Annotated in this window: 22 protein-coding genes; 19 read left to right on the top strand and 3 right to left on the bottom strand. The window is 55.4% G+C overall.

The annotated features are described in order from the left end of the window. Window positions 1-137: 137 nt before the first annotated feature. From BR04_RS10175 to BR04_RS10165, 3 genes are all read right to left on the bottom strand, one after another. Entirely contained in the window at window positions 138-599 is a 462-nt protein-coding gene (locus BR04_RS10175) for a hypothetical protein (protein ID WP_496355899.1), read from the bottom strand. Window positions 600-615: 16 nt separating this feature from the next. Next, window positions 616-1,272 carry a hypothetical protein gene (locus BR04_RS10170; RefSeq protein ID WP_496355898.1) on the bottom strand — a complete coding sequence of 219 codons (657 nt, stop codon included), beginning with the start codon at window positions 1,270-1,272 and terminating at the stop codon, window positions 616-618. Window positions 1,273-1,388: 116 nt separating this feature from the next. Further along, complete coding sequence (locus BR04_RS10165) at window positions 1,389-1,769, bottom strand: hypothetical protein (protein ID WP_496355897.1); 381 nt, start codon at window positions 1,767-1,769, stop codon at window positions 1,389-1,391. Window positions 1,770-1,771: 2 nt separating this feature from the next. Here BR04_RS10165 and BR04_RS10160 point away from each other — a divergent pair, with 2 nt between their 5' ends. The 19 genes from BR04_RS10160 to BR04_RS10070 form a co-directional block, all read left to right on the top strand. Further along, complete coding sequence (locus BR04_RS10160; RefSeq protein WP_496355896.1) at window positions 1,772-4,285, top strand: flagellar hook-length control protein FliK; 2,514 nt, start codon at window positions 1,772-1,774, stop codon at window positions 4,283-4,285. Window positions 4,286-4,309: 24 nt separating this feature from the next. Beyond that, window positions 4,310-5,392 carry a FlgD immunoglobulin-like domain containing protein gene (locus tag BR04_RS10155; RefSeq protein ID WP_496355895.1) on the top strand — a complete coding sequence of 361 codons (1,083 nt, stop codon included), beginning with the start codon at window positions 4,310-4,312 and terminating at the stop codon, window positions 5,390-5,392. Between the two features lie 55 nt (window positions 5,393-5,447). Then, window positions 5,448-8,300: a flagellar hook-basal body complex protein gene (locus BR04_RS10150; RefSeq protein ID WP_496355894.1), complete on the top strand. Its 2,853-nt coding sequence runs from the start codon at window positions 5,448-5,450 to the stop codon at window positions 8,298-8,300. A gap of 203 nt (window positions 8,301-8,503) precedes the next feature. Continuing rightward, window positions 8,504-9,268, top strand: coding sequence for a motility protein A (locus BR04_RS10145; protein WP_496355893.1), 765 nt, complete (start codon window positions 8,504-8,506; stop codon window positions 9,266-9,268). Next, entirely contained in the window at window positions 9,265-9,948 is a 684-nt protein-coding gene (locus BR04_RS10140; RefSeq protein ID WP_496355892.1) for a hypothetical protein, read from the top strand. Before BR04_RS10145 ends, BR04_RS10140 begins: the two co-directional genes overlap by 4 nt. Beyond that, window positions 9,936-10,586, top strand: coding sequence for an OmpA/MotB family protein (locus BR04_RS10135; RefSeq protein ID WP_496355891.1), 651 nt, complete (start codon window positions 9,936-9,938; stop codon window positions 10,584-10,586). The genes BR04_RS10140 and BR04_RS10135 overlap by 13 nt, the downstream gene beginning before the upstream one ends. A gap of 21 nt (window positions 10,587-10,607) precedes the next feature. Beyond that, a complete protein-coding gene (locus tag BR04_RS10130; protein WP_496355890.1) occupies window positions 10,608-11,135 on the top strand; it encodes a flagellar basal body-associated FliL family protein in 528 nt (175 codons plus the stop codon). Between the two features lie 23 nt (window positions 11,136-11,158). Beyond that, a complete protein-coding gene (fliM, locus tag BR04_RS10125; protein WP_496355889.1) occupies window positions 11,159-12,139 on the top strand; it encodes a flagellar motor switch protein FliM in 981 nt (326 codons plus the stop codon). A gap of 134 nt (window positions 12,140-12,273) precedes the next feature. Then, complete coding sequence (fliN, locus tag BR04_RS10120; protein ID WP_496355888.1) at window positions 12,274-12,597, top strand: flagellar motor switch protein FliN; 324 nt, start codon at window positions 12,274-12,276, stop codon at window positions 12,595-12,597. A 19-nt stretch (window positions 12,598-12,616) separates the two neighbouring features. Beyond that, window positions 12,617-13,003: a flagellar biosynthetic protein FliO gene (gene fliO, locus BR04_RS10115; RefSeq protein ID WP_496355887.1), complete on the top strand. Its 387-nt coding sequence runs from the start codon at window positions 12,617-12,619 to the stop codon at window positions 13,001-13,003. Continuing rightward, entirely contained in the window at window positions 12,993-13,817 is an 825-nt protein-coding gene (fliP, locus tag BR04_RS10110; protein WP_496355886.1) for a flagellar type III secretion system pore protein FliP, read from the top strand. Before fliO ends, fliP begins: the two co-directional genes overlap by 11 nt. Before the next feature lie 18 nt (window positions 13,818-13,835). Next, complete coding sequence (gene fliQ, locus BR04_RS10105; protein WP_496355885.1) at window positions 13,836-14,105, top strand: flagellar biosynthesis protein FliQ; 270 nt, start codon at window positions 13,836-13,838, stop codon at window positions 14,103-14,105. Between the two features lie 6 nt (window positions 14,106-14,111). Continuing rightward, on the top strand, window positions 14,112-14,900 hold the full coding sequence (gene fliR / locus BR04_RS10100) for a flagellar biosynthetic protein FliR (RefSeq protein WP_496355884.1): 789 nt from the start codon (window positions 14,112-14,114) through the stop codon (window positions 14,898-14,900). A 9-nt stretch (window positions 14,901-14,909) separates the two neighbouring features. Next, window positions 14,910-15,974 (top strand): flagellar biosynthesis protein FlhB, encoded by a 1,065-nt coding sequence (flhB, locus tag BR04_RS10095; protein WP_496355883.1) that lies wholly within the window; start codon window positions 14,910-14,912, stop codon window positions 15,972-15,974. 62 nt (window positions 15,975-16,036) lie between these two features. Next, on the top strand, window positions 16,037-18,121 hold the full coding sequence (gene flhA / locus BR04_RS10090) for a flagellar biosynthesis protein FlhA (protein WP_496355882.1): 2,085 nt from the start codon (window positions 16,037-16,039) through the stop codon (window positions 18,119-18,121). Window position 18,122: 1 nt separating this feature from the next. Next, window positions 18,123-19,358, top strand: a complete 1,236-nt coding sequence (flhF, locus tag BR04_RS10085) for a flagellar biosynthesis GTPase FlhF (RefSeq protein WP_496355881.1) — start codon at window positions 18,123-18,125, stop codon at window positions 19,356-19,358. A 37-nt stretch (window positions 19,359-19,395) separates the two neighbouring features. Continuing rightward, window positions 19,396-20,289 carry a MinD/ParA family protein gene (locus tag BR04_RS10080; protein WP_496355880.1) on the top strand — a complete coding sequence of 298 codons (894 nt, stop codon included), beginning with the start codon at window positions 19,396-19,398 and terminating at the stop codon, window positions 20,287-20,289. A gap of 127 nt (window positions 20,290-20,416) precedes the next feature. Continuing rightward, window positions 20,417-21,184, top strand: a complete 768-nt coding sequence (locus tag BR04_RS10075) for a FliA/WhiG family RNA polymerase sigma factor (RefSeq protein WP_496355879.1) — start codon at window positions 20,417-20,419, stop codon at window positions 21,182-21,184. 14 nt (window positions 21,185-21,198) lie between these two features. Further along, window positions 21,199-21,740, top strand: a 542-nt coding sequence (locus BR04_RS10070) for a hypothetical protein (protein ID WP_496355878.1), incomplete at its 3' end; no start/stop codon positions are given.

Below are 21,740 nucleotides of genomic sequence, written 5' to 3'. Positions count from 1 at the left end.
CTTCCAACGACTCATCGAAATGCTATGAAAAAGCTTATGACGCTCAAGTTTCAAACTTTTGAAGATGTCACATTACTGGCCGCGTAGAGTATAAAACGGGCTTTCCGTTTACTGGACTGCTGGCTGTAAAGCGTTGCTTATAGCGTCAGGATTCCCTGTGAGGAGTTTCCCTGGCCCGTTTTTTTAAGGGACAGCATCCAGGCCAGTGTGCTTCCCGCCACGATCCCCATCACATCCAGGGGATCAAAGGTGCCCTGGACGAAATAGTCCCGGATCCTGTCTGAACATGGGGGCATCCAGGCGGCAGCCTTTTCCCCGTAATATTGTCCTGTTTCCATAAAAAGCCCCACACCTCCCCAGAAAATGGCCCAGAAATGCAAGGATTTTGACCGATCCTTTCCCGAGACAGCGGCGCAGAGCAGGGCCATGGCAAAGGGATGAAGGGCATCGGGAAGCCAGTCTCCCACAGCGCCGAAACTTAAAGACGCATATCCCTTTCCCAGCCCTGAAAAAATTCCCACAGGCCTGTCCAGAAGATAGACCAAAGCCCCTACAGCCAGGGAGAGCATTCCCAGGAACACCAGTGTTGAGGCTTTCATAAAAATCTCCTCTTTTTTACTGTGTGGACAATAGGGCACCTCCCGCAGCACCTGCTGCGGCTGCGGCCCCCATGGTCTGATAGATCACCGCATCGGAAGAGCCTGTGACAAGACCGGCTGCTCCTCCGGCAACGGCTCCCAGGGAGGCACCGGCCAAAGCCCCCATGAGAACTCTGGAGAGTTCAGACCCATGGTAGAATTTCAGTTCCCGGGGGGTGATAAAAACCACCACCCGGGTGGTGGCAATGCCGTCCTCGTAGCTGAGTTCGTAGGTTCTCGCTCCCCGGAGGTAGGCATTGGTTTCACTGATGACCATATCCCGGTTGACGGTGTTTTTGCCCATCTCACTGTACACCTGCATGATGGTTCCTGCCAGACGTTCGGAAAGCTGGCGGTAGCCGTCAATGACGGCCGCGCGTTCTGCCATGAGTCTGCGCTGCTGGGGAGAGCCTGTTTCCGGCGCCAGTCCCTTTCCCAGAACGGCAATCTGAATGGTGTTTTTGCTTTCCTCCGGCTCCAGGCCGGGGATGAAGTTCTGTCGGTTCATCCGGGGCTCCTGGTACTTGTTGACCTGATGCCTGGTGATGCCGCATCCCCCAGCAAGGAAGGCAACAAGGAGAACAATGAGGGAAAAGCGGTATTTCCCTGTGTGAAAAGAAGGATGATGTGTCATGGCATGTTTCTCCTGATGAAAAGGGACAAGGCTGTAGGGAGATCCCGTTGGCGACCTGTCCTGTCCGGTCATGGGAAAGAAGTAAGCAGGATTTGTGCCAGTTTTTCTTTTCAGTGTCAGGCGGTCTGGTGTCCAGAGATCGGATGCTTCCTGATGGATGCGGAGAAAAAGCCCTTTCTGGCGGATTTGTTCTTTTTTATCGATTTGCCGGATATGGGGTTCGGGCTTGTCTGGCGACGCGCAGCGGGTGCGCTGTTGTCCTGACAGAGGGGCTTTTTTTCCGTGTTTTCAGGGAAAGATTTTCCTTCAGCCCAGAGCCATGGGCCTGGATGTCCGATATTCTTTTTTTGAATTTCATGGTTTAATATTTTGAAAATACAAGGTTTTATTTTTTTGTTTTTCTCTTCCTGTTCTATGGCATGTGGCTTGCTATCCGGTTTAAAGGCAGACCCTGGAGTGAAGATCAGGGGCGTTTTTCCTTTAAAGAAAGGATGCACATATGATGCTGCCCGTTATGTCTGGGAGGACTGTGGAGGGGAGTGCATCTTCCGGTTTCCGGACATCGGCCGGAAGCGGAAAACCTGTTGCCGGATTTGATGGATTCCTGCACCGGGCCATGGGCAGGCGATCCGCATCGGCGACTGAGATGGCTTCCGGCATGGAGGGACAGGCAGAGGATCCGAAGCTTTCCCTTGGCAGTGTGCTGGAAAGGATGCGGGTGCAGTGGCGTATGTTTTCCCAGGAAGGACGACAGGATGTGCCTGTGGAGGGTGCGGCTCTGGAGACACTGCGACAGCTGGTGAGCGGTAATGGACGGGAGGAGGGTACAGGGGCTTCCCTTCTGGCTGTTCTGGAGGGTGCGGAGCGGGAAAATCTTTCTCTGGGGCGTCTGCTGGATAAACTCCAGACCCTTGCCGGAGAGCTGGATGCAGAGCAGCAGGAAGAAAAGGATGTGGATACGGCCTCTCTGTCCATGGGGGCCTTTCCCTTTGTGTATACCCTTCTCCAGGATATGGGGATTCCCAGGGAGCGTATGGAGACCCTGATGGATCGTTCCATGGCGGAGGGTCAGGGGCTTCAGCTGGAGCGTCTGGGAGGAGAAATGGCCCGACTGCGTCAGGATCTGACGGAAGGTCGGCTTTTGCCGGAAGCCCAGGGCATGTCCAGGGACGCTGCCCTGCGAACCCTGGATGGTCTGCTGGAAGGTATCCGGGCCTTGGGAGGAGGCGGGGAAAGTCCGGGGATTTCCCTTGATACGGCCCGTATACTGGAAAGGGCCGTTCTGTCAGCCATGGCCGGGAAGGATTTTCGGGATGTGCTGGCGGAAAAGTCCCTGGAATTTCGTCTGCCTGATCAGGAGATGGGGGCACAGTTTCTTCGGGACATGCAGCCCGGTGGACAGCCCGTCGGGGTTACGGAATCCCCAAAAGTTCTGGAGAGGGGCGTTCCGGGTAAGGCGTTGCGGGCAGGAGGGCAGAGAGAAGGGGAGACCCTGTGGGACAAAAGACAGGCGGTACGGGGAGAAAGCAGGGAGGCTGAAAAAATTCGGTCTTTGCAGGGGAATCCTGAATCTTTTTCAAAAATTCAGGATTCCCCAGCTGTGGATGAAGCCGGGATTCTTCCGGAGCTACAGCATCGTCTTCATGCGAATGGAACCGAGAGTCTTCCGGAGGCACCGCATTCTTTTGATGAGAATGGGGAGGCGACTTTTCCCACGGTACGGCATTTTCTTGAGGCGGATGGGGAAATCCCGGATGTGGAAAGGGGTTTTTCAGTCCCCACCCGTATGGTGACGGGGCTGCGGCAGCATTTCCTGTCCGAAGATCTGGCCGCAGTATTGTCGCAGGGAGGGGGGGGCGGTGTCTCTGCTATCCGTCTGGACGGGCTGGAAACGGAGAATATGGAGGATCTTCCCCTGACCGCTTCCGTTCTGAAAAATGTGCGGTCCTATGCGTCTTTGGGGGGATCGCCGGAAAAGGGAGACGCTGAAGTGCCCCTGAGGACGGAAAGCCTGGCGGATGACGGGGCTGATGAGGGCCGGTCGTTTGAGACTCCCCTTGTGATGACAGGAAAGGGGGGGCTCCGAGAGCCTCGGATAGCGCGTGGTATGGAGGACACTATTCCGAATCCGGAGGCTTTTGATGTCTGGAGCGCTGGCGTCCCTCAAGCCCCTTCCGAAGGGGGAGGAGAGATTTTCCCTGATACCGCAGCGGATAGCCCTGTCGAAGCCGTAGAGCATGCCTCTCTGAAGGGGACTCTCCTGGGGGGAGAGGACTTCAGGCTTCTGCATCCCAAAAATCCACATCGCCAGGAAGGTATTTCACGGGAACCAGGTTCCGGTGCCATGGGGGAGGGGGAAAATTTTTCCCTTCTTTCCGGCCTGGAAGAGAAATTTTTGCATGGAGAGTCTTCGGGGAATCCGCAGGAAAGTTTCAGTGAAAAATGGATGTCCTTCAGTCCTGTTGTGGAAAAAAAGGAAAGAGAGGGAGAACTCCAGAGCCCGGGAGTGTCGGTATTACAGGGGTTTCGGGCCAGTGAGGGGGGCATGGCCCGCACGGCTGACGCACCTCCGCCTCCTCCCGCGTATGTGATGGATCAGGTGTCGCGCAGGATGGCCCAGGCTGTGCAAGAGGGACAGAATGAGGTGAGCTTTCAGCTTAAGCCCGAGAACATGGGCAGACTGCACCTGCGTATTGAAAGTCTTGCCGGTGGGGTAAACATCCGCATCCTTGCAGAGCGTAAGGGAACCCATGAGATGCTCACCCTTCAGGCAGCGGAGCTGAAGGCTCAGATGCAGGAGCAGGGAATCCGGGTGGAACGTATCGAAGTCAGTGTGGCTGCGGATTTTGATACCGCCCTTTTCCGGGAAAAGGAGAGGGAGCGGGAATCCCGCAGATCCAGACACAGGGATGAGGGGAGCATATCCCGGACTTCCGGGATGGAGAGAATGGCTTCGGGGATGCCTGTCAGGGTATCACGGGGCAGGGCTTCCGGTCTGGATCTCATGGCCTGAGGGGAAAAAAGGGGGGAGAAAACGATGGATACTTCGGTCAGCAGCAGTGCCACCATGGCAAGCATCGCAGCAAATTACAAACCCCGCGAGGATGCGGAGAAGGATCCTCTGGGCAGAGAAGCTTTTCTGACCATGCTTGTCACCCAGCTTCAGCATCAGGATCCCCTGAATCCCATGGAAGGCACGGATTTTACAGCCCAGCTGGCCCAGTTTTCCCAGCTTGAAGCGGCCTTTAATACCAATAAGACTCTGGAATCCATGCTGGCCACCATGCAGACGGGTTCTTCCAAGGATCTGGAAGCTTATATGGGGAAAGAGGTGCTGGCTGAGGTGGATTCCATTGAAGTCTCTGGCGGCAAGGCTGTCGGGGGCTTTTACACCCTGGAGGAAAATGCTTCGGTTACGGTGAATATCTACAATGAAAGCGGAAGCCTGGTCAGAAGTCTTGCCCTGGGGCAGCAGGAGGCCGGAACCTATCCCGTTTCCTGGGATGCCCGGGATTCCGGAGATCAGCAGGTGGCAGATGGTGCCTATCAGTATGATGTCATTGCCGTGGGAGCCGGTGGCCTCAGCCGGGTGCAGACCACGGTGGAGGGCACGGTGGACGGTATTCTTTATGCCAATGGCAAGGCCTATCTTCAGGTGAAGGACACCTTTGTGGACCCTGAAAGTCTCATCAGGGTTTCGGAGAAGGACAGTTCCGCACCTGTTATCCGTCCCATGGAGTACATCGGCCGGGAGATTGCGGCGGATGCGGCCCTGATTGATTTTGATGGCAAGATTCTTGGCAATACGCCGACCTATACCCTGGATCGTCAGGATGAGGTGCTGGTGGAGATCTATGACAGGGACGGTAAGCTTGTTAAATCCCTGTATGAGGGGACGAAATCCGCAGGCGAGGCCCATGCCATTTCCTGGGATGGGAAAAATACCCAGGGCGTATCTGTGGATTCCGGTGTGTATTCTTACCGGGTACTCAGCAAGGGAGCTGTGGTGGATATGACGGTCTCCGGAGAGGTTACGGGACTCATATACAGAAACGGAACGCCCTATCTCAATGTGGATGGATCCCTAGTGTCTCCGGGAGCCGTCCGGAGTGTTGCATAGTGTTTGACTGAAGGAAGTTTTTTGGCTTTAATTTTTTTCCATCCGGAGGTGCCTTATGTCCCTCACCAGTTCTCTTTATACTGGAACCAGTGGCCTGACCAATATGGGCAATGCCATGCAGATCATCGGGGATAACATATCCAACGTCAATACGGTGGGTTTCAAGGGAAGCCGTTATACCTTTGCCGATATTCTGCACCAGACCGTGGGGACGCAGTCCGGGGTTGCCCAGATGGGGCGTGGTATGGCGGTTGGCAGTGTGGATAGCCGTTATATGCAGGGATCCTTTGAATCAACGGGCAATTCTACGGATCTGTCCATTGGTGGCGATGGCTTTTTTGTGGTGCGGAATCCCAAAACGGATCAGGATTATTATACCCGTGCCGGAAATTTCAATTTTGATAAAACGGGGAAACTGATCAATCCGGAAGGCTTTATCGCCCAGGGCTGGAAGCTGGATCCGGAAACGGGGAATGATATGGGGGCCATTACCAACATCATCCTTCAGTCCTTTACAGCCCCTCCCAAGCAGAGCGAAATGATTACCGCCGTAACCAACCTCGATGCCGATGCCGTCAGCCAGTCCGTGGTACTGGCCAATGCCTGGGATGCTTCGGAAGATCCGGCCCTCTCCCCCAACAGTTACCAGTATCAGACAACGGTCAAAGCCTATGATGCCCTGGGCAGTACCCACGATATTACCATTTACTATGATAAAAAGTCGGGTTCGGAGTGGGAATATATCATTGCCATGAACCCATCGGAAGACAAGCGTCTTTCCGTACAGGGCACGGATGCCAAGGGGCTGCTGGCCCGGGGTACCATTGTCTTCAATGAGTCCGATGGTTCCATTGCCAATGTCACCATGGAAGAATTTTCCGGTCGGATCGGTAATGTCCGCTCCCAGGGTGTCAACAAGTATGATGATATTCATTTTGTGATCAATTCCACGGAAAAGATGCTTCTCGACGGGTTTGATTTCAACCTGGAATTTGATGGCAATGTGTGGAATTTTAAGGACAGTGCAGGGCCGAATTATATCATCCCCGGGGATCCCACCTCAGGTCTGGATCCGGATGATCCCTACGGCGGGCCGCCCGACGGGGTGATCACCGCAGCGGATAAGCCGGAAAATTATCCCAATGCCCAGATTCTCTTTTCTGATGGCAAGCGCATTGAAATTGCTCTGGATCCAGATCCCCTGGATCCCCTTGCGGAGCCGGATATTGTCATTCGTCTGGATACCACAGCCGTTGCCACGGATGCCCTTCAGTTTGATATCAACGATCCCCAGGATATTCATGTTCAGAACCTGGGAGGGCTCACCTACAGCGGGGATACGGGAAATGACAACACCACCCTGGCCATCAACGATCCCAGTGTCATGATCCGGGATGCCGAAGGCATCAGTCTGGTCTGGGACGCCCAGCGGGAACGCTGGTATATGAGCAATCCCAGCCGTCAGAATGTGGTTCTGGAAAATTATGCAGGGCTTACGGGGGCCAGTGCGGCCACCACCACCCGTACGGTTCACAATACGGCTTCCATGACCCAGTATGTGGAAGATATTGATGTGCGCTGGAACGGAACGGCCTGGGACTGGAATCTGCCCACCGAACGCAACGCCACCTTCGTCGGGGGTACAGGACAGATCACCACGTCGAACACCACCATGACCGTTAATACCCCCCTGAATCTGACCAATGCCTCCACCGCCAATATTGCCCTGGCCTATGACGGGCTGGGTACCACAGACCCCGCAGCCACTCCTCCCCTGGTAAACGGGTGGAGTGTCACCAACGCCGGTGGTCTGACCCCCACCATTCTTGCCAGCAGCAATAACAGCCGTGCGGATGTGGACATGAACGGAGACGGAACGGCAGATATTTCTTTCACACCCAATGCCCCCCTGAGTACCACCGGCCTTGCCAGTACTCTGAGCTTTTCCGTAGATCCGGCACCGCCATGGGAGTATCCCAATGCCACCATCACCACCATCAGTGAAGACTCCTTTGCCATTGATTTTGACGGAGCAGGGGGCGTGGATGTGACCTGGGCCTTTGCAGCATCGGGGCTTCCTGCCCGTCCCGCAGGAGAGCATTTTGTCTTTGATGTCGATCCCCGCACCCGGCCTGAAGATTATCCCGATGCCGTGATCCGGGGGGACAAGGACAAGGTGTATGTCGATCTGGACGGCTCCGGTGGAGAAAATGACAAGGAAGACATTGTGTTTACTTTCACGGAATCCATGCGTTCCGGTGCAACCGTGGAAAACAGCACCATCACCTTTGACATTCAGGGCGGCACGTCCTGGAGGGAACTTGGTACCAAAGACATGAACCAGGATGGCTATTTTGAGTTCATGGCAGACTTTCTGGGAAGCTCCGGTCAGCTGGCTTCGGATGGCAAGTTCACCACCACCAAGCAGAAGATGGCTTTCAATATCGGTACGGCTTTTAATGGCGTGAACTTCATCAATGGTTCCATGACCACCACCCAGTATGCCCGGTCTTCTTCCACCATCTACCAGGAAGCCGACGGATACGGTGCCGGGGATCTGGAAGGGGTGGAGGTTTCCGGAGATGGGGTGCTGACGGGGAGCTACTCCAACGGACAGAGTATCCCCTTGTACCGGGTCGCCCTGGCCAAATTCCTTAACAATCAGGGACTGTATAAGGAAGGGGGGAACCTGTACCGGGCTACCCGGGAAAGCGGTTCGGCTGTTACGGGCAGGGCCGGTTCCAATGGTTTGGGCAAGATTGCTCCCAACTCTCTGGAGATGAGCAACGTGGATATCGGAGATGAATTTGTGAAGATGATTACCACCCAGAGGGGGTATCAGGCCAACTCTAAAACCGTATCCACCGTGGATACCATGCTGGAAGTGGTAATTCAGATGAAACGGTGATCCGGTATTTTTTTTAGTATTTTTTTGATCCGGCCCCTCTTTTTTTCGGGAGGTGGCCGGATTGCTTTTGGTACAGGGCCGGTGTTATAAAAGACAGGCTTTCTGCCATGGGGCAGCAGCCCTGAAAAGGATTTCTGGCCCCGATATCCTGCTGTGATGCGAGGCAGGGGCTGTGTGGTATCACCATCCGGGTGAGGATGTGTATGGAAATAGCCAGTATTCTGGGGATTGTTGCGGCCTTTGGCCTGGTGGGGTTTGCCATTTTCATGGGGGGGGGGCTGCTCTTTTTTTTCAATGCACCTGCCCTGCTCATGGTACTGGGCGGTACTCTGGGAGCCACCCTGATCCATTATCCCCTGCGGGATCTTTTTCCCCTTTTTCGCCGTATGTTCAAGGTTTTTTTTTCACCCCGCTCTCAGATGGAGACCCGAATTGCCACCCTGGTGGCACTTTCGGCCAGGGCCAGAAAGGAGGGGATTCTGAGTCTGGAGCGTATTGCCCATGAGACGGAGGATCCTTTTCTGGCCAAAGGCCTTCAGCTTGCCGTGGATGGTCTGGATGTCGGTCTGATCCGGGAAATTCTGGAAACGGATCAGGGGGCCGCAGGGGAACGTCACGAAGCCGGAGCGGAGGTTTTTGCCACCATGGGAACCTATGCCCCGGCCATGGGGATGGTGGGAACCCTCATCGGTCTCATTCAGATGTTGCAGCAGCTGAACAATCCTGACGCCATTGGTTCGGGTATGGCTGTGGCCCTGCTCACCACGTTCTATGGTGCCCTGCTTTCCAATTTGTTTTTTTTGCCCATGGCGGGCAAACTGCGAGCTTTGGGCAGGCAGGAGTCCCGTGAACGGGAAATGCTGGTGGATGGTCTGATTTCCTTGATTCGGGGAGAGAATCCACGGGTGCTGGAGTGGCGTATGCGCGCCCATGGGGTGGCTTCTTCCCTTTCCAGGCAGAAAAAATGAAGCAGGATGCAGGGGTTGCCGGAAATGGACTGCTCTGGGTAACCCTTTTTTTGATTTTGCTGTCTTTTTTTATTTTTCTGAATGTGCTGGCCCGTCCCGATGCCGGACGGCAGGATCAGATACGACGGTCTGTCCGTGCGGGATTCGGTGCTCTGGAGGAGATGGGAAGCCGGACACCGGGGGTCTGGCGGCATCGTTTTGACGATACGGGGGTGATGGAGCTGACGGATCTTGTGTCCAGAACGGGGCCGCAGGGGGCCGTATCCATGGAGGAAGGCGGCAGGCTCTGGCTCCGTCTGCCTCTGACGGCTCTGTTTACGGGAGATTCTCCGTCCCTGTCCCCTGAGGGTGCCGGTATTCTGACCGCCATGAAACCCCATCTGACGGCATTGGCTTCCGGAGGGCGTGTGATGGTGCATCAGCCCCGCAGTCCTGAGGCCGGAGACGGTCTGGCCCTTTCCACGCGCCGGGCCTTTGCTGTGGCAAGGATGCTGGGACCGGGTGTGCAGGCCTGGGGACTGGGGGATCTTTTTCCGGAGTTTCATCACGGGCCGGGCAGGGCTGCGCAGAATGGCCGTGTGGTACTGGTTTTTTCCGGCCCTGCATCCGGCACGGGAGGCAGCATCGGGTTCCGGGACTTTCTGTTCCGGATTTTCAGGGAAACACCATGGGAAGACTGAAGCGGAATGGCAAGGCCCCCGCTCAGCAGGGGGGATGGCTCCTGACCTTTGCGGATCTGCTGCTTCTGCTCCTCACCTTTTTTATTCTTCTTTTTGCCATGAAGTCTCTGGATCGGGAGCGGTTTCAGGCGGCTTTTTCTTTTTTTATCCAGGACAGGCCGCTGGAAGAGGGACGCGAGGGGCTTCTGGCGGGGGCCTTGAGTCTCCATCTTCGCCGGGAACTGGCAAAACTGCCAGCCGGAGTGGGAGAGGCGCTGCATCTGGAGAGCCGGGAAGGAAGACTGCGCCTGCGTCTGGAAACGGACGGGCTGTTTGACAGGGGAGCCTTTCATCTGCGGCCCCAGGCCCTGCCTTTTCTGGAAGCCCTTTCCGGTGTATTGGGGCCTCTGGGACGACGGGTGCTGGTGCAGGGATATCCCGATGGTGCTCTGGAGGGCGAGGCTTCGCTTTCTCTGGCTCTTGAGAGGGCGCTGGCGGTAAGGCGTTACCTTGTGGAGGTAGGCGGTATGTCTCCGGACAGTCTGGCCCTGGCTCTGGATCGGGAAGCCCCCCTTTTTTATCCGGAAACGGACAGTCGGAAACGGGCCTGGAACCGGCGGGTGAGTTTTCTGATTCTGGAGGATGGGGATCTCCCTTAGGAGGCGACAGGAAGAAAGGCGGTGGATATGGTCAGGAGTGCGGCAAAACCTCCTCCTTCAAAGGGAGATGGTTCCGGGAAGAAAAGAATTTTTCCCCTCTGGGTCTGGCTGGCCCTGATTCTGGGGCTGGTACTTGTTGTGGGCACGGTGCTTGCATTTTTTCTTTTTACCCGGGAAAAGACACCGGATCTTCCCGACGAGGTGGCCGTACCTCTGGTGGTGCCGGATCCGATTCCGGGGCTCTGGCGTCTCCCTGTTATGCAGGTTTCGGTGCGGGTGGAAGGTGACATCCGTCTGCCCCTGAGGCTGGGCCTCTCCATCCTGGCAGCGGATCATCCCGATGCCATGGTGACGCTGCTGCGGCAGCGGGAAGCCATTCTGGAGGCTGTCCGGGATTATCTGGAAAAGGGCAGGGTTGAAGACTGGGAGAATGCGGGGGGGAAACTGCGCCTGAAGTACGCCCTTACCGCGATTGTAAACCGGATTTCCGGAGAACCTGCCATCCGGGCACTTTATATTACCGATTATACGATTCTCTGGCCCATATGAGATAAGGGAAAGAACGGGAGCCCATGAGTGAAATTCTGACCCAGGAAGAGGTGGACAGCCTTCTTGATGGTTTAAGTTCCGGAAAGGTGGAGACGGAACAGGATGTCTCCATGGATACAGAGGGCATCGGGCATTATGATTTTTCCAGTCAGGATAAGGTCATACGTGGCAGGATGCCCACCTTTGAGGTGATCAACGAGCGTTTTGCAAGGGAGGTGCGTTCCAGCCTTTCCATGCTGCTGCATACCAACGTGGACATCAGTTCCGAATCTCTGGATACCCTGAAATTTTCTGAGTTTGGCCGTTCCCTTCCCGTGCCCACCAGTCTCCATGTTTTTCGCATGGATCCCTTGCGGGGTCATGCCCTTCTCGTTCTGGAAAGCCAGTTGGTTTTCAACCTCATTGATACCTTTTTCGGTGGCAAGGGGACAGGAAAGGCCAAGGTGGAAGGCCGGGAGTTCACCACCATTGAAGAAGTCATGGTGCGCAAGGTGGTGCTTTCCTGTCTGGAGGATCTTAAAAATTCCTGGGCACCGGTGGAACCCATTCAGACCACTCTGGTGCGCAGTGAGGTGAACCCCCAGTTTGCCACCATTGTGCTGCCCACAGACCTTGTTATCGTTACCCGTTTTGAGGTGGAGCTGGAACAGTCTGCGGGCAAGCTCGTTTTGTGCCAGCCCTATGCCATGATTGAGCCTTTGCGGCACAAGCTGGCTTCGGGATTCCAGGCGGAGACCGAAGATGTGGATTACACCTGGCAGCGACGGCTCAAAGAGATCATTGTGGAGTCGGATGTCATGGTCTCCGTGGAGCTGGGCCGGACGGAAATCACGGGGGAACAGCTTATCAGCATGCGTCCCGGGGATGTGATTCCCCTGGATCAGGATGCGGAACAGCCCCTGACGGCCTATGTGGAGGGGATCGCCAAGATGAAGGGCTTTGCCGGTGTGCAGCGGGGGTTTCAGGCCTTCCGTGTGACAGAAAAGATGATTCTCATACAGTAGCCTGGTATGGGCATGGAGACAGGGACGGAGGGTTCCGGGGGAGCGTTTTTTTCCGGAGGGTACAGGGGGATGGCCCCTGGGTAGCCTGGGACTGCTGAAGGCAACGGATTGGAAATTCTAGGGGGACAGAGACGATGGCGGAGAATACATCAGAAGGACAGGCGGGGTATGAAGATGGGGGGCCCGGAGATATCGGGGAAAGGGATCTGGCCTTTATTCTGGATATTCCCCTGGAGCTTTCCGTGGAACTGGGCCGCAGCCGTATGCTGGTCAACGACCTTCTGCAGCTGGGACAGGGATCCATTGTGGAGCTGAACAAGCTCGCGGGGGAACCCCTGGAAATTTACATCAACCGCAAACTGGTGGCCAGGGGGGAGGTGGTGGTGGTGAATGAGAAATTCGGGGTGCGCCTTACGGACATCATCAGTCCCATGGAAAGGGTGAGAACCCTGGCGTAGCCTGGAAGGGAAGAACGGTATGGAAACATCCCTGGGAGCAGGCGTACCGGATTTCGGTCTTATGGTGCTGAAGGGGGGCGGGGCTTTGCTTCTGGTGCTTGCCCTTCTGTTCCTGAGCCTCTATGTTTTGAGACGGCTCAGTTTTCTTCGGGCTGGCGGAGGCCGGATGCGTATGCTGGAGGTTTTACAGGTCGGCCCCAGAGAGCGGGTGGTGCTGGTGGCTGTGGGAGGCCGGGAGCTTCTCATCGGTGTAACGGCGGCCTCCATTTCCACCCTTGCGGAAATTTCCGGAGAAAAAGAGGAGAGTTCTCCTGTGCAGGCATCGGGTTTCAGGACTTTTCTTGCAGGGGTGTTGCAAGGGGAAGAAAAAAAAATGGAAACTCCGGAGGCCGGACATGGGGCATGAGGGAAGAGGGGCCGGGAAAACCGGGCTTTTTGGGGGAGAAAAAGCAGGCCGTGTAAAGGGGAGTGTCTGGGTTTTTCTTTTTTTGGGTATCTCCGGTATTTTTTTCCCCTTTCTGGCCCAGGCCGTGACCTTTCCCATCCCCTCCATCCGCATTGGTGTGGAAGAGGCCACCAGCCCCCAGGATGTGGCTGTGGCCCTGGAAGTGCTGGCCCTTCTCACCATTCTGACGCTGGCCCCTGCCATTCTGATGCTCATGACGTCCTTCACCCGCATTGTGGTGGTTTTTCATTTTCTGCGTCAGGCCATCGGTATCCAGACCAGTCCGCCCAACCAGGTGGTCATCGGCCTTTCCCTGTTCATGACGTTTTTTATCATGAAGCCCGTATGGACGGAGGTGTACGAAAAAGCCCTGGATCCTTATCTGGAAGACAAGATCACCTATCAGGAGGCCTTTGCCCATGCTGAAAAGCCCATCCGGGATTTCATGCTGGTCAATACCCGGGAAAAGGATCTGGCTCTTTTTATCAAGGTGGCCAAGGCGGAAAAGCCGGAAAACCGGGAAAGTGTTCATCTCCTGCACCTGATACCCGCCTTTGTGATTTCGGAGCTGAAAACGGCCTTTATTATCGGATTTGTGATTTATGTACCTTTTTTAATTATTGATATGGTGGTAGCCAGTGTGCTGCTGGCCATGGGGATGATGATGCTGCCGCCTGTCATGATTTCCCTTCCCTTCAAGCTCATGCTTTTTGTTCTGGTGGATGGCTGGCATCTCATGGCAGGCTCCCTGATCCGGAGTTTTGCCCTGCCCTGAAAAATAAGGAGATTTCCCATGACACCCGAATTTGTTGTGAGTTTTGGTCAGGAAGCGATCTGGCTCACCCTGATACTCGGCGCGCCCCTGCTGATTGTGGGACTTGCCGTGGGGCTGGTGGTCAGTATTTTTCAGGCCGTAACCTCCATCCAGGAGATGACCCTTTCCTTTGTGCCTAAAATTCTTGCCGTGTTTATGGCGCTGTTGTTTTTTGCTCCCTGGATGCTGGAAAAGGTGACCAGTTATACGGCACGGGTCATTGAAAACATTCCCATGTATATCCGCTGATTTTTCATGGAAATTCTGAATCTTTTTTCTCCGGATGAAATGCGGCATTTTCTTCTTGTGCTCACCCGGGTTTCGGTGATTCTGTTTCTGTTTCCTTTTTTTGGCAGCAATACCTTTCCTGCCCTGCTCAAGGCCGGTCTGGCCCTTTCCATCTCCCTTGCACTTTTTTCCACCGTATCCACAGATTCTGCCTCTTTTCCGGACAGGGTACTGATGGCACCCGTACTGCTTGTTTCCGAGCTGTTTGTGGGCCTGGTCATTGCTCTGGTCGTACGTCTTTTTTTTGGTGCTGTGCAGATGGCAGGACTTCTCATCGGTTTTCAGATGGGGTTTTCCATGATCAATGTCATGGATCCCCTGTCCGGAAGTCAGGTCTCCGTCATGGAACAGCTGGGGTACTGGACGGTACTCATTGTCTTTATTCTTCTGGAAGGCCATTACATGCTGCTGCTTGCTCTGGTGGAAAGCTTTGAAATGGTGCCACCGGGAGGCTTTTTTCTGCCCCAGGTTTTTTTTGACCAGATCATGGTGATGACAGGGGGGATGTTCATCACCGGCATCAAGATCGGCGCACCGGCCATCGTTTCCCTGCTTTTTGTTTCCGTGGCCTTTGGCATTACGGCCAAGTTTGCTCCCCAGATGAATGTGCTGATCATTTCTTTTCCCGTGAACATTACCATCGGTATTCTTTTTTTCGGGGCGGTTTTTGAGGTCATTGCCCGTTTTTCCAGGGCGTATATCCAGGATTTTCCCGGAATGCTGCGGTATGTCTTGCAGATGTTCGGTGGCGGATAGGAGGAGACCATGCCCGAGGACAGTGGTCAGGAAAAAACCGAGGATGCCACCCCGAAAAAGCGGCAGCAGAGCCGGGAAGACGGGCAGGTGGCCAAGAGTGTGGAAGTGCCTTCCGTTGTGATCCTCCTTGCCGGTGTGGCCACCCTGTATGCCATGTCCGGTTTTCTGTATGATCGCATGATGGGCGTTCTGTACAGCTCCCTGAGTTTTTCCCATATTCCGGAAGTCCATATCGATCAGGCACTTTTCTGGATGAAAACCTATTTCTGGCAGAGCTTCTGGATACTGTCTCCCCTGCTGCTTGCGGTTTTTGTAGCGGCCTTTATGGCCAGTGCCTTGCAGGTGGGGTTTGTCATTTCCTGGAAAGCCATAGAGCCCAAGTTCAGCAAGATTGACCCCATTCAGGGGATAGGACGTATTTTTTCCAAAAAAAGTCTGGCGGAACTTTTTAAGGGGATTTTGAAAATCGCCATTATTTTTTATGTCGCATGGCGGGCGGTTAAGGGAGAAGTTAACGATATCATACGCCTTTATGATAGCAGTATCGCCTTTATTCTCCTGTTCATGGTAAAAACCGCCTTTAAGATTTTTCTCTGGGTACTGCTGGCCATGGTGTTTGTGGCCCTCAGCGACCTGCTTTTTCAGCGCTGGAATTTCAGCGAGGAAATCAAGATGACCAAGCAGGAAGTGAAGGATGAGGGAAAGCAGACCGAGGGGGATCCCCTGATCAAGAGCCGTATCCGCCAGTTACAGTTTGAGGCTTCCAAAAAGCGGATGATGCAGGATGTGCCCAAGGCCGATGTGGTGGTGACCAACCCCACCCACATTGCCGTGGCTCTGAAATACGATGCCCTGAACATGCAGGCTCCCCAGGTGCTGGCCAAGGGGGCGGGCAGCGTGGCCGAGCGTATCAAGGCTGTGGCCCGGGAGGCCGGGGTGCCCATTGTGGAAAACAAGCCTCTGGCACGGAACTTGTTTCAGATGGTGGATGTGGGGCAGTCCATACCCGGGGATCTGTATCAGGCTGTGGCCGAGGTGCTGGCCTATGTGTACAAGCTGAAGGGCAGGCGCTGATCTGTCGGGTGACGGAATTCGGGCGGTATCTGTCAAATATATGACGAAAACAGGGGTTTTTTATGGCGGAGGCAGGTGGTGTCTTTCAGGGACTGAAACGGGATTCTTCGGATATTGTGATGATCCTGGCGGTGGTGGGAATTCTCCTTGCCATGCTCCTGCCCGTCCCTGCCTTTCTTCTGGATTTTTTTCTGGCCCTCAATATCACTCTGGCCATTATTGTTCTCATCACCACCATGTACACGAAAAGCTCCCTGGAGTTTTCCATTTTTCCCACCATGCTGCTTGTGCTTACCCTCTTCCGTCTGGCCCTGAACGTGGCTTCCACCCGCTTGATCCTGCTGCGGGGCAATGAAGGCCCCCAGGCTGCCGGAGCCGTGATCCAGTCCTTCGGCAGTTTTGTGGTGGGGGGGGATTATGTGGTGGGGATGATTATTTTCGTTATTCTCGTTCTCATCAATTTCATGGTCATCACCAAGGGCGCGGGGCGTATTGCGGAAGTGGCAGCCCGGTTTACCCTGGATGCCATGCCCGGTAAGCAGATGGCCATTGATGCGGATCTCAATGCAGGCACCATTGATGAAAGTGAGGCCAGACAGCGGCGCAGGGCCATAGCCCGGGAATCGGAATTTCACGGAGCCATGGACGGTGCCTCAAAGTTTGTCAAGGGGGATGCCGTTGCCGGTATCATTATTACGGGCATCAACATTGTGGGGGGCTTGATCATTGGTGTGCTGGGAGGGATGCCCGTGGGCAAGGCCGCCACCAACTATACCCTCCTGACCGTCGGGGATGGACTGGTATCCCAGATCCCGGCCCTCATTATTTCCACGGCAGCGGGTATTCTGGTCTCCAGGGGCGGGGATGAGGATCGTCTGGGCAAGGCCTTTTCCAAACTGATTTTTTCCAAGACCACGCCCATCTATGTGGCATCTGTTTTGGTTTTTGCTCTGGGGCTGGTTCCGGGACTTCCGGGTATTCCTTTCATGAGTCTGGGTCTGGCCCTGGGGGGGATGCTTTACCTTGTCACCAAGGGCAAGGCGGCGGAGGAAAAGGAGGAAGAGGCGGCAGCGGAAGAGAAGGCCGCGGCAGCCCAGCCTTCCGGCTCTGAGGAGGTGGAACATCTTCTGAATCTGGATGTCATGGAGCTTGAGGTGGGCTATGGTCTGATCCCTCTGGTGGATTCTTCCCAGGACGGAACCCTCCTTGGCCGTATCCGTTCCATGCGGCGTCAGTTTGCCTCTGAGATGGGAATTGTGATTCCGCCCATCCATATCCGGGACAACCTGAATCTCAGGCCTGCGGAATACCGCATGCTGATCAAGGGTGTGGAAATGACCCGGTATGAGCTGATGGTCAACCATGTACTGGCCATGGATCCCGGAGATGTGAGCCGTCGTCTGGACGGTTTCCCCACCACGGAACCGGCCTTTGGTTTGCCGGCTCTCTGGATTCCCGGTGACCGGGAGGAGGAGGCCAAGTTCTCCGGATACACGGTGGTGGACAATTCCACGGTGGTGGCCACCCATCTGACGGAAATTATCCGCAGCCATGCCTCGGAACTTCTGGGCAGGCAGGAGGTGCAGCATCTTCTCGACAACCTGGCCAAGTCCAGTCCCAAGGCTGTGGAAGAGCTGGTTCCTTCGGTGATGAGTCTTGGCATGGTACAGAAAGTGCTACAGAATCTTCTTGCGGAAAGGGTGTCGGTGCGGGATCTGCTGACCATCGTGGAAACCCTGGCGGATTACGGCTCCATGAGCAAGGATCCCGACCTTCTGACGGAGTATGTCCGTCAGAAGCTTTCCCGCTCCATCCTGGCGGCCTACATGGGATCAGATGGCAATCTGCCTGTCCTGACCCTGGATCGCAAGGTGGAGGAGAGCCTTACCAAAAGTATTCAGAACACGGAGCATGGTGCCTATCTTTCCGTGGATCCCCGTATGGCGGAACAGCTCATGGCCGCCGTACGCGGGGAGATGGACAAGGCCCTGCAGCAGAATTTTCAGCCTGTGCTGCTCTGCAACCCCAGCCTCCGGAGGCATCTGCGCCGTTTGCTGGAGCAGAGCCTTCCGGGCCTTGCGGTGACTTCCCATGCCGAGATTGTCCAGAACGTCAACATTCAGGCCGTTGGAAAGGTGACCCTGTAAGATGAGTGTAAAAACCTTTCGGGCTCCTTCCATTCAGGAGGCCCTGGCACAGGTTAAATCCGAGCTGGGTTCCGATGCGGTGATTCTGTCCACACGCAAGGCGGCCCGGGATCCCAGAAATCCCTATGCCGGTGGTTTCGAGGTAACGGCCACTGTGGAGGCACCGGGAAACTCCCCCCCTGTCCGGAAAGAAGAACCGGTACGGAATCTGCGGATGCGCGGCAGCCTTTCCGCCCTGAAGTCGGCGGTCCGGCCTGTGGAAAAAAAATCCGGTTTTACGGAGCCCTGTATGGATGGGGATGTGAGCGCGGTGCTGGACAGGGTTCCGGAGGATTTTCCGGCTCCTGCTGTGGGAGGAGGGCCGGGGTGGCAGCAGGTGCAGCATGAGCTGGTGAGTATCCGGGACATGCTTTTTCTCTTGCAGCAGGGGGATGGGGTTCCGGATTTTGTCACCCGCCAGCCGGAAAGTCTTGGACTTTACACCCGCATGGTGCGTACGGGGCTGACGGAAAAACGGGCCAGACAGATTCTGGAAAAGGCCATGATGACCGCAGAACCGGGAAAAGAGGCGTTTTCCCGGAGGGTTTTTGTGGAGATGATGGGCCTGATTGAAGGGATGCAGCCCTTTGAAGCCACAGCCGGACAGCGTTGTGTGGCGGCCTTTGCCGGGCCTACCGGTGTGGGGAAAACCACCACCATCGCAAAACTGGCTGCGGATTTGAGCCTGAAGCAGAAAAGGCGGGTAGGGCTGATTTCCGTGGATTCCTATCGTATCGGAGCCCTGGAACAGCTTAAAACCTATGCAGGTATCATGGGGATTCCCTGTCTTCCCGCCTTTAACCGGGAAGATCTGCATACGGCCCTGAAACAGATGCAGAACCGGGATGTGATTCTCATTGATACGGCGGGGCTTTCCCATCTGGATTATGCACGCATGGAAGAGCTTGCCGAACTTCTGGGAGGGCGTCAGACCATCAGTACCCATCTGGTACTCAGTGCAGCCACAGGGCGGGAGAATATGCAGGAGGCGGCGGAGAATTTTGCAAGACTTTCGCCGAGATCCTATGTGTTCACCAAGCTGGATGAAACCCGCAAACGGGGGACGATTCTGGATCAGGTGGCGGAATATCCCCTGCCTGTTTCCTATGTGACGGATGGGCAGCGGGTGCCGGAAGACATCCATCCTGCAACACGCAAAGGACTTTTGCAGCGGATATTCGAGAACTCCGGTTCCTGAAAGGGAACGTGGGGGTGCAGGGAGAAGGGAGAGACGGGTGGATCAGGCAACGAGTTTAAGAAAAATGATGAGCCGCCAGGGAACGCAGCGCAGGATGCCCGTGGTTGCACCTGCCCAGGGACAGCCCCGGGTCATTGCCGTAACCAGCGGTAAGGGCGGGGTGGGCAAGACCAATCTTGTGGGCAGTCTGTCCCGGGCTTTTGCGGAAATGGGGAAGGAAGTGCTCATTGTGGATGCCGACCTTGGCCTTGCCAATATGGACATTCTGTTCGGTATCCGTCCGCCCTTTCACATCGGCCATGTCCTGAGCGGAGAACGGGGACTGGAGGAGGTCATGGTTTCGCCTGCGGAGAGAATCCGCATCATCCCTGCGGGTTCTGGAACCACGGAACTGACCCAGCTGACGGAGGGGCAGAAGCTTACCCTTCTTGGAGAATTTGAGTCCCTGGATATTGCCGCAGATGTGGTGCTGATTGATACCGGGGCGGGTATTTCCAAAAATGTGCTGTATTTTAATCTTGCGGCGGATGAATGTCTGGTGGTGGCGACACCGGAACCCACGTCCATCACGGATGCCTATGCCATGATGAAGGTGATGAATACGGAACACGGAGCGCGTCATTTTAAGCTGGTGGTCAACATGGTCAGCAGCGTGAAGGAAGCCAAACAGGTTTTTTTGAGCCTGAATCAGGCTGCGGGCCGTTTTCTCAACGGCGTAGTGCTGGAGTATGCGGGCCATGTGTCCGCTGATACCCTTTTGAGGAAATCCGTTCTGGAGCGGAAAACCGTCCTGACTGCCTATCCTCAGGCCCAGTGCAGCAGGGATATTCGTAACCTTGCCAGGGTTCTTCTCAACACCCCCCGTCGCCGGGATGCGGATGGTACCATCAAGCTTTTCATGAAACGTTTTGCAGCACTGTCCGCAGGCTGACGAGGCTTTTCGTCCCGAATGTGATCAGAAGTCTGGAGCCGTGCAGAAGGTTTTTGGGTTCATGCCGTCCCGCCCGGTTGCACCTGTGTTCAGGCCGAAGGTGTTTGCATGAAATGGAGCCGCAGCCATGACGCATAAAAATCAGGAAAAAATTTCCGCAGAAAAAAAAACGCTTTCTTCGGAGGAGCGGGAAGCCATGATTGTGGCCCATGCGGATCTGGTGCGCACGGTGGCCCAGCGTGTTTCCCAGCGTGTTCCCCGCTCCGTTTCCCTGGATGAATTGATCAGTGCCGGCAGCCTGGGGCTTTTGGATGCGGTGGACAAATTTGATCCGGAAAAAGATGTGCGTTTCCGAACCTATGCCCAGTTCCGGATCAAAGGTGCCATTCTGGATGAACTGCGCAGTATGGACTGGTATTCCAGGTCTCTGCGTAAAAAGGTTCAGGATGTGGAAAAGGCCGTTTCCACAGTGGAGAGGGACAGGGGAAGGCCTGCGGAAGAGAAGGAAGTTGCCGATACTCTGGGGCTTTCTCTGGAAAGCTATCAGGATGTGCTGACGGAGATCCATGGGGCCGTCCTTCTGAACCTGGATGCCACCATACGGGATGTGACGGATGGCGGGGTATCGGCCAGAACTTTTCAGGATCAGCTTGTGGGAAAGGACAACCCGGAAGAGAAACTGGCGGAGGAGGATTTCAAGGCCAGGCTGGCAGGGGTCATTGCCGGTCTTTCGGACAAGGAACAGACGGTACTTTCCCTCTACTATTTTGAGGATCTGACCCTGAAGGAGGTCGGTGAGGTGATGGGCCGTACCGAATCCCGTATCTGTCAGATTCATTCCGCAGCCCTTGTGAAACTGCGCACGAAGTTGCGGCATCTGGACATGGGGATCTGAAAAAGGGGCGGCTGATGGTGGAAAAGAACGGAAAATCAGATGACGGAGCGGCAATCCGGCAGGAGGATCTGGATGGCCTGTTAAGGGGGCAGGGGGGGGAGGATCCCTTTAACACCATCTCCCAGGATGAAATTGATGCCATCTTCAAGGCGGGATCGGGCCAGGGCCCGGAGCGCACGGATTCTTCGGCCCAGTCCGCAGAGCGTATGGATCCAGGATTTGACAGTGTCAGTCAGGAAGAGATCGACGCTTTTCTGCGTGGAGATTTTGACCCCGTCCCCCCGGCAGGGCCGTCTCCTGCCAAGGGATCGGGCACAGGAGTGGAACAGGATACGGATCTTTTTGCTTCGGGCATGGTGGGGCAGGCGGATATTGATGCCCTGCTTGCGGATGCCGGTGAATTTGATTTTTTTAAGAAAAACCCTTCACCCGCAAAGGATGTTGCAGCTTCTGAAAAATTTGAGACCAGCACCCTGAGTCAGGACGACATCGAGGCCCTTTTCTCCGGAACTTCTTCTGCGGCCTCTCCCCCGGCGGCTTCCGTGTCCGACAGCGG

Source organism: Desulfobotulus sapovorans DSM 2055, assembly GCF_059569355.1.
Note: the sequence above shows the minus strand (reverse complement) of the source record. Positions and strands in the feature narration are given on the sequence as shown.

Bases quoted from the DNA above. Each gene is read 5' to 3' on its own strand.
- BR04_RS10175 (WP_496355899.1), bottom strand. From the start codon at position 599: ATGAAAGCCTCAACACTGGTGTTCCTGGGAATGCTCTCCCTGGCTGTA.
- BR04_RS10170 (WP_496355898.1), bottom strand. From the start codon at position 1,272: ATGACACATCATCCTTCTTTTCACACAGGGAAATACCGCTTTTCCCTC.
- BR04_RS10160 (WP_496355896.1), top strand. From the start codon at position 1,772: ATGATGCTGCCCGTTATGTCTGGGAGGACTGTGGAGGGGAGTGCATCT.
- BR04_RS10155 (WP_496355895.1), top strand. From the start codon at position 4,310: ATGGATACTTCGGTCAGCAGCAGTGCCACCATGGCAAGCATCGCAGCA.
- BR04_RS10150 (WP_496355894.1), top strand. From the start codon at position 5,448: ATGTCCCTCACCAGTTCTCTTTATACTGGAACCAGTGGCCTGACCAAT.
- BR04_RS10145 (WP_496355893.1), top strand. From the start codon at position 8,504: ATGGAAATAGCCAGTATTCTGGGGATTGTTGCGGCCTTTGGCCTGGTG.
- BR04_RS10140 (WP_496355892.1), top strand. From the start codon at position 9,265: ATGAAGCAGGATGCAGGGGTTGCCGGAAATGGACTGCTCTGGGTAACC.
- BR04_RS10135 (WP_496355891.1), top strand. From the start codon at position 9,936: ATGGGAAGACTGAAGCGGAATGGCAAGGCCCCCGCTCAGCAGGGGGGA.
- fliM (WP_496355889.1), top strand. From the start codon at position 11,159: ATGAGTGAAATTCTGACCCAGGAAGAGGTGGACAGCCTTCTTGATGGT.
- fliN (WP_496355888.1), top strand. From the start codon at position 12,274: ATGGCGGAGAATACATCAGAAGGACAGGCGGGGTATGAAGATGGGGGG.
- fliO (WP_496355887.1), top strand. From the start codon at position 12,617: ATGGAAACATCCCTGGGAGCAGGCGTACCGGATTTCGGTCTTATGGTG.
- fliP (WP_496355886.1), top strand. From the start codon at position 12,993: ATGGGGCATGAGGGAAGAGGGGCCGGGAAAACCGGGCTTTTTGGGGGA.
- fliQ (WP_496355885.1), top strand. From the start codon at position 13,836: ATGACACCCGAATTTGTTGTGAGTTTTGGTCAGGAAGCGATCTGGCTC.
- fliR (WP_496355884.1), top strand. From the start codon at position 14,112: ATGGAAATTCTGAATCTTTTTTCTCCGGATGAAATGCGGCATTTTCTT.
- flhB (WP_496355883.1), top strand. From the start codon at position 14,910: ATGCCCGAGGACAGTGGTCAGGAAAAAACCGAGGATGCCACCCCGAAA.
- flhA (WP_496355882.1), top strand. From the start codon at position 16,037: ATGGCGGAGGCAGGTGGTGTCTTTCAGGGACTGAAACGGGATTCTTCG.
- flhF (WP_496355881.1), top strand. From the start codon at position 18,123: ATGAGTGTAAAAACCTTTCGGGCTCCTTCCATTCAGGAGGCCCTGGCA.
- BR04_RS10075 (WP_496355879.1), top strand. From the start codon at position 20,417: ATGACGCATAAAAATCAGGAAAAAATTTCCGCAGAAAAAAAAACGCTT.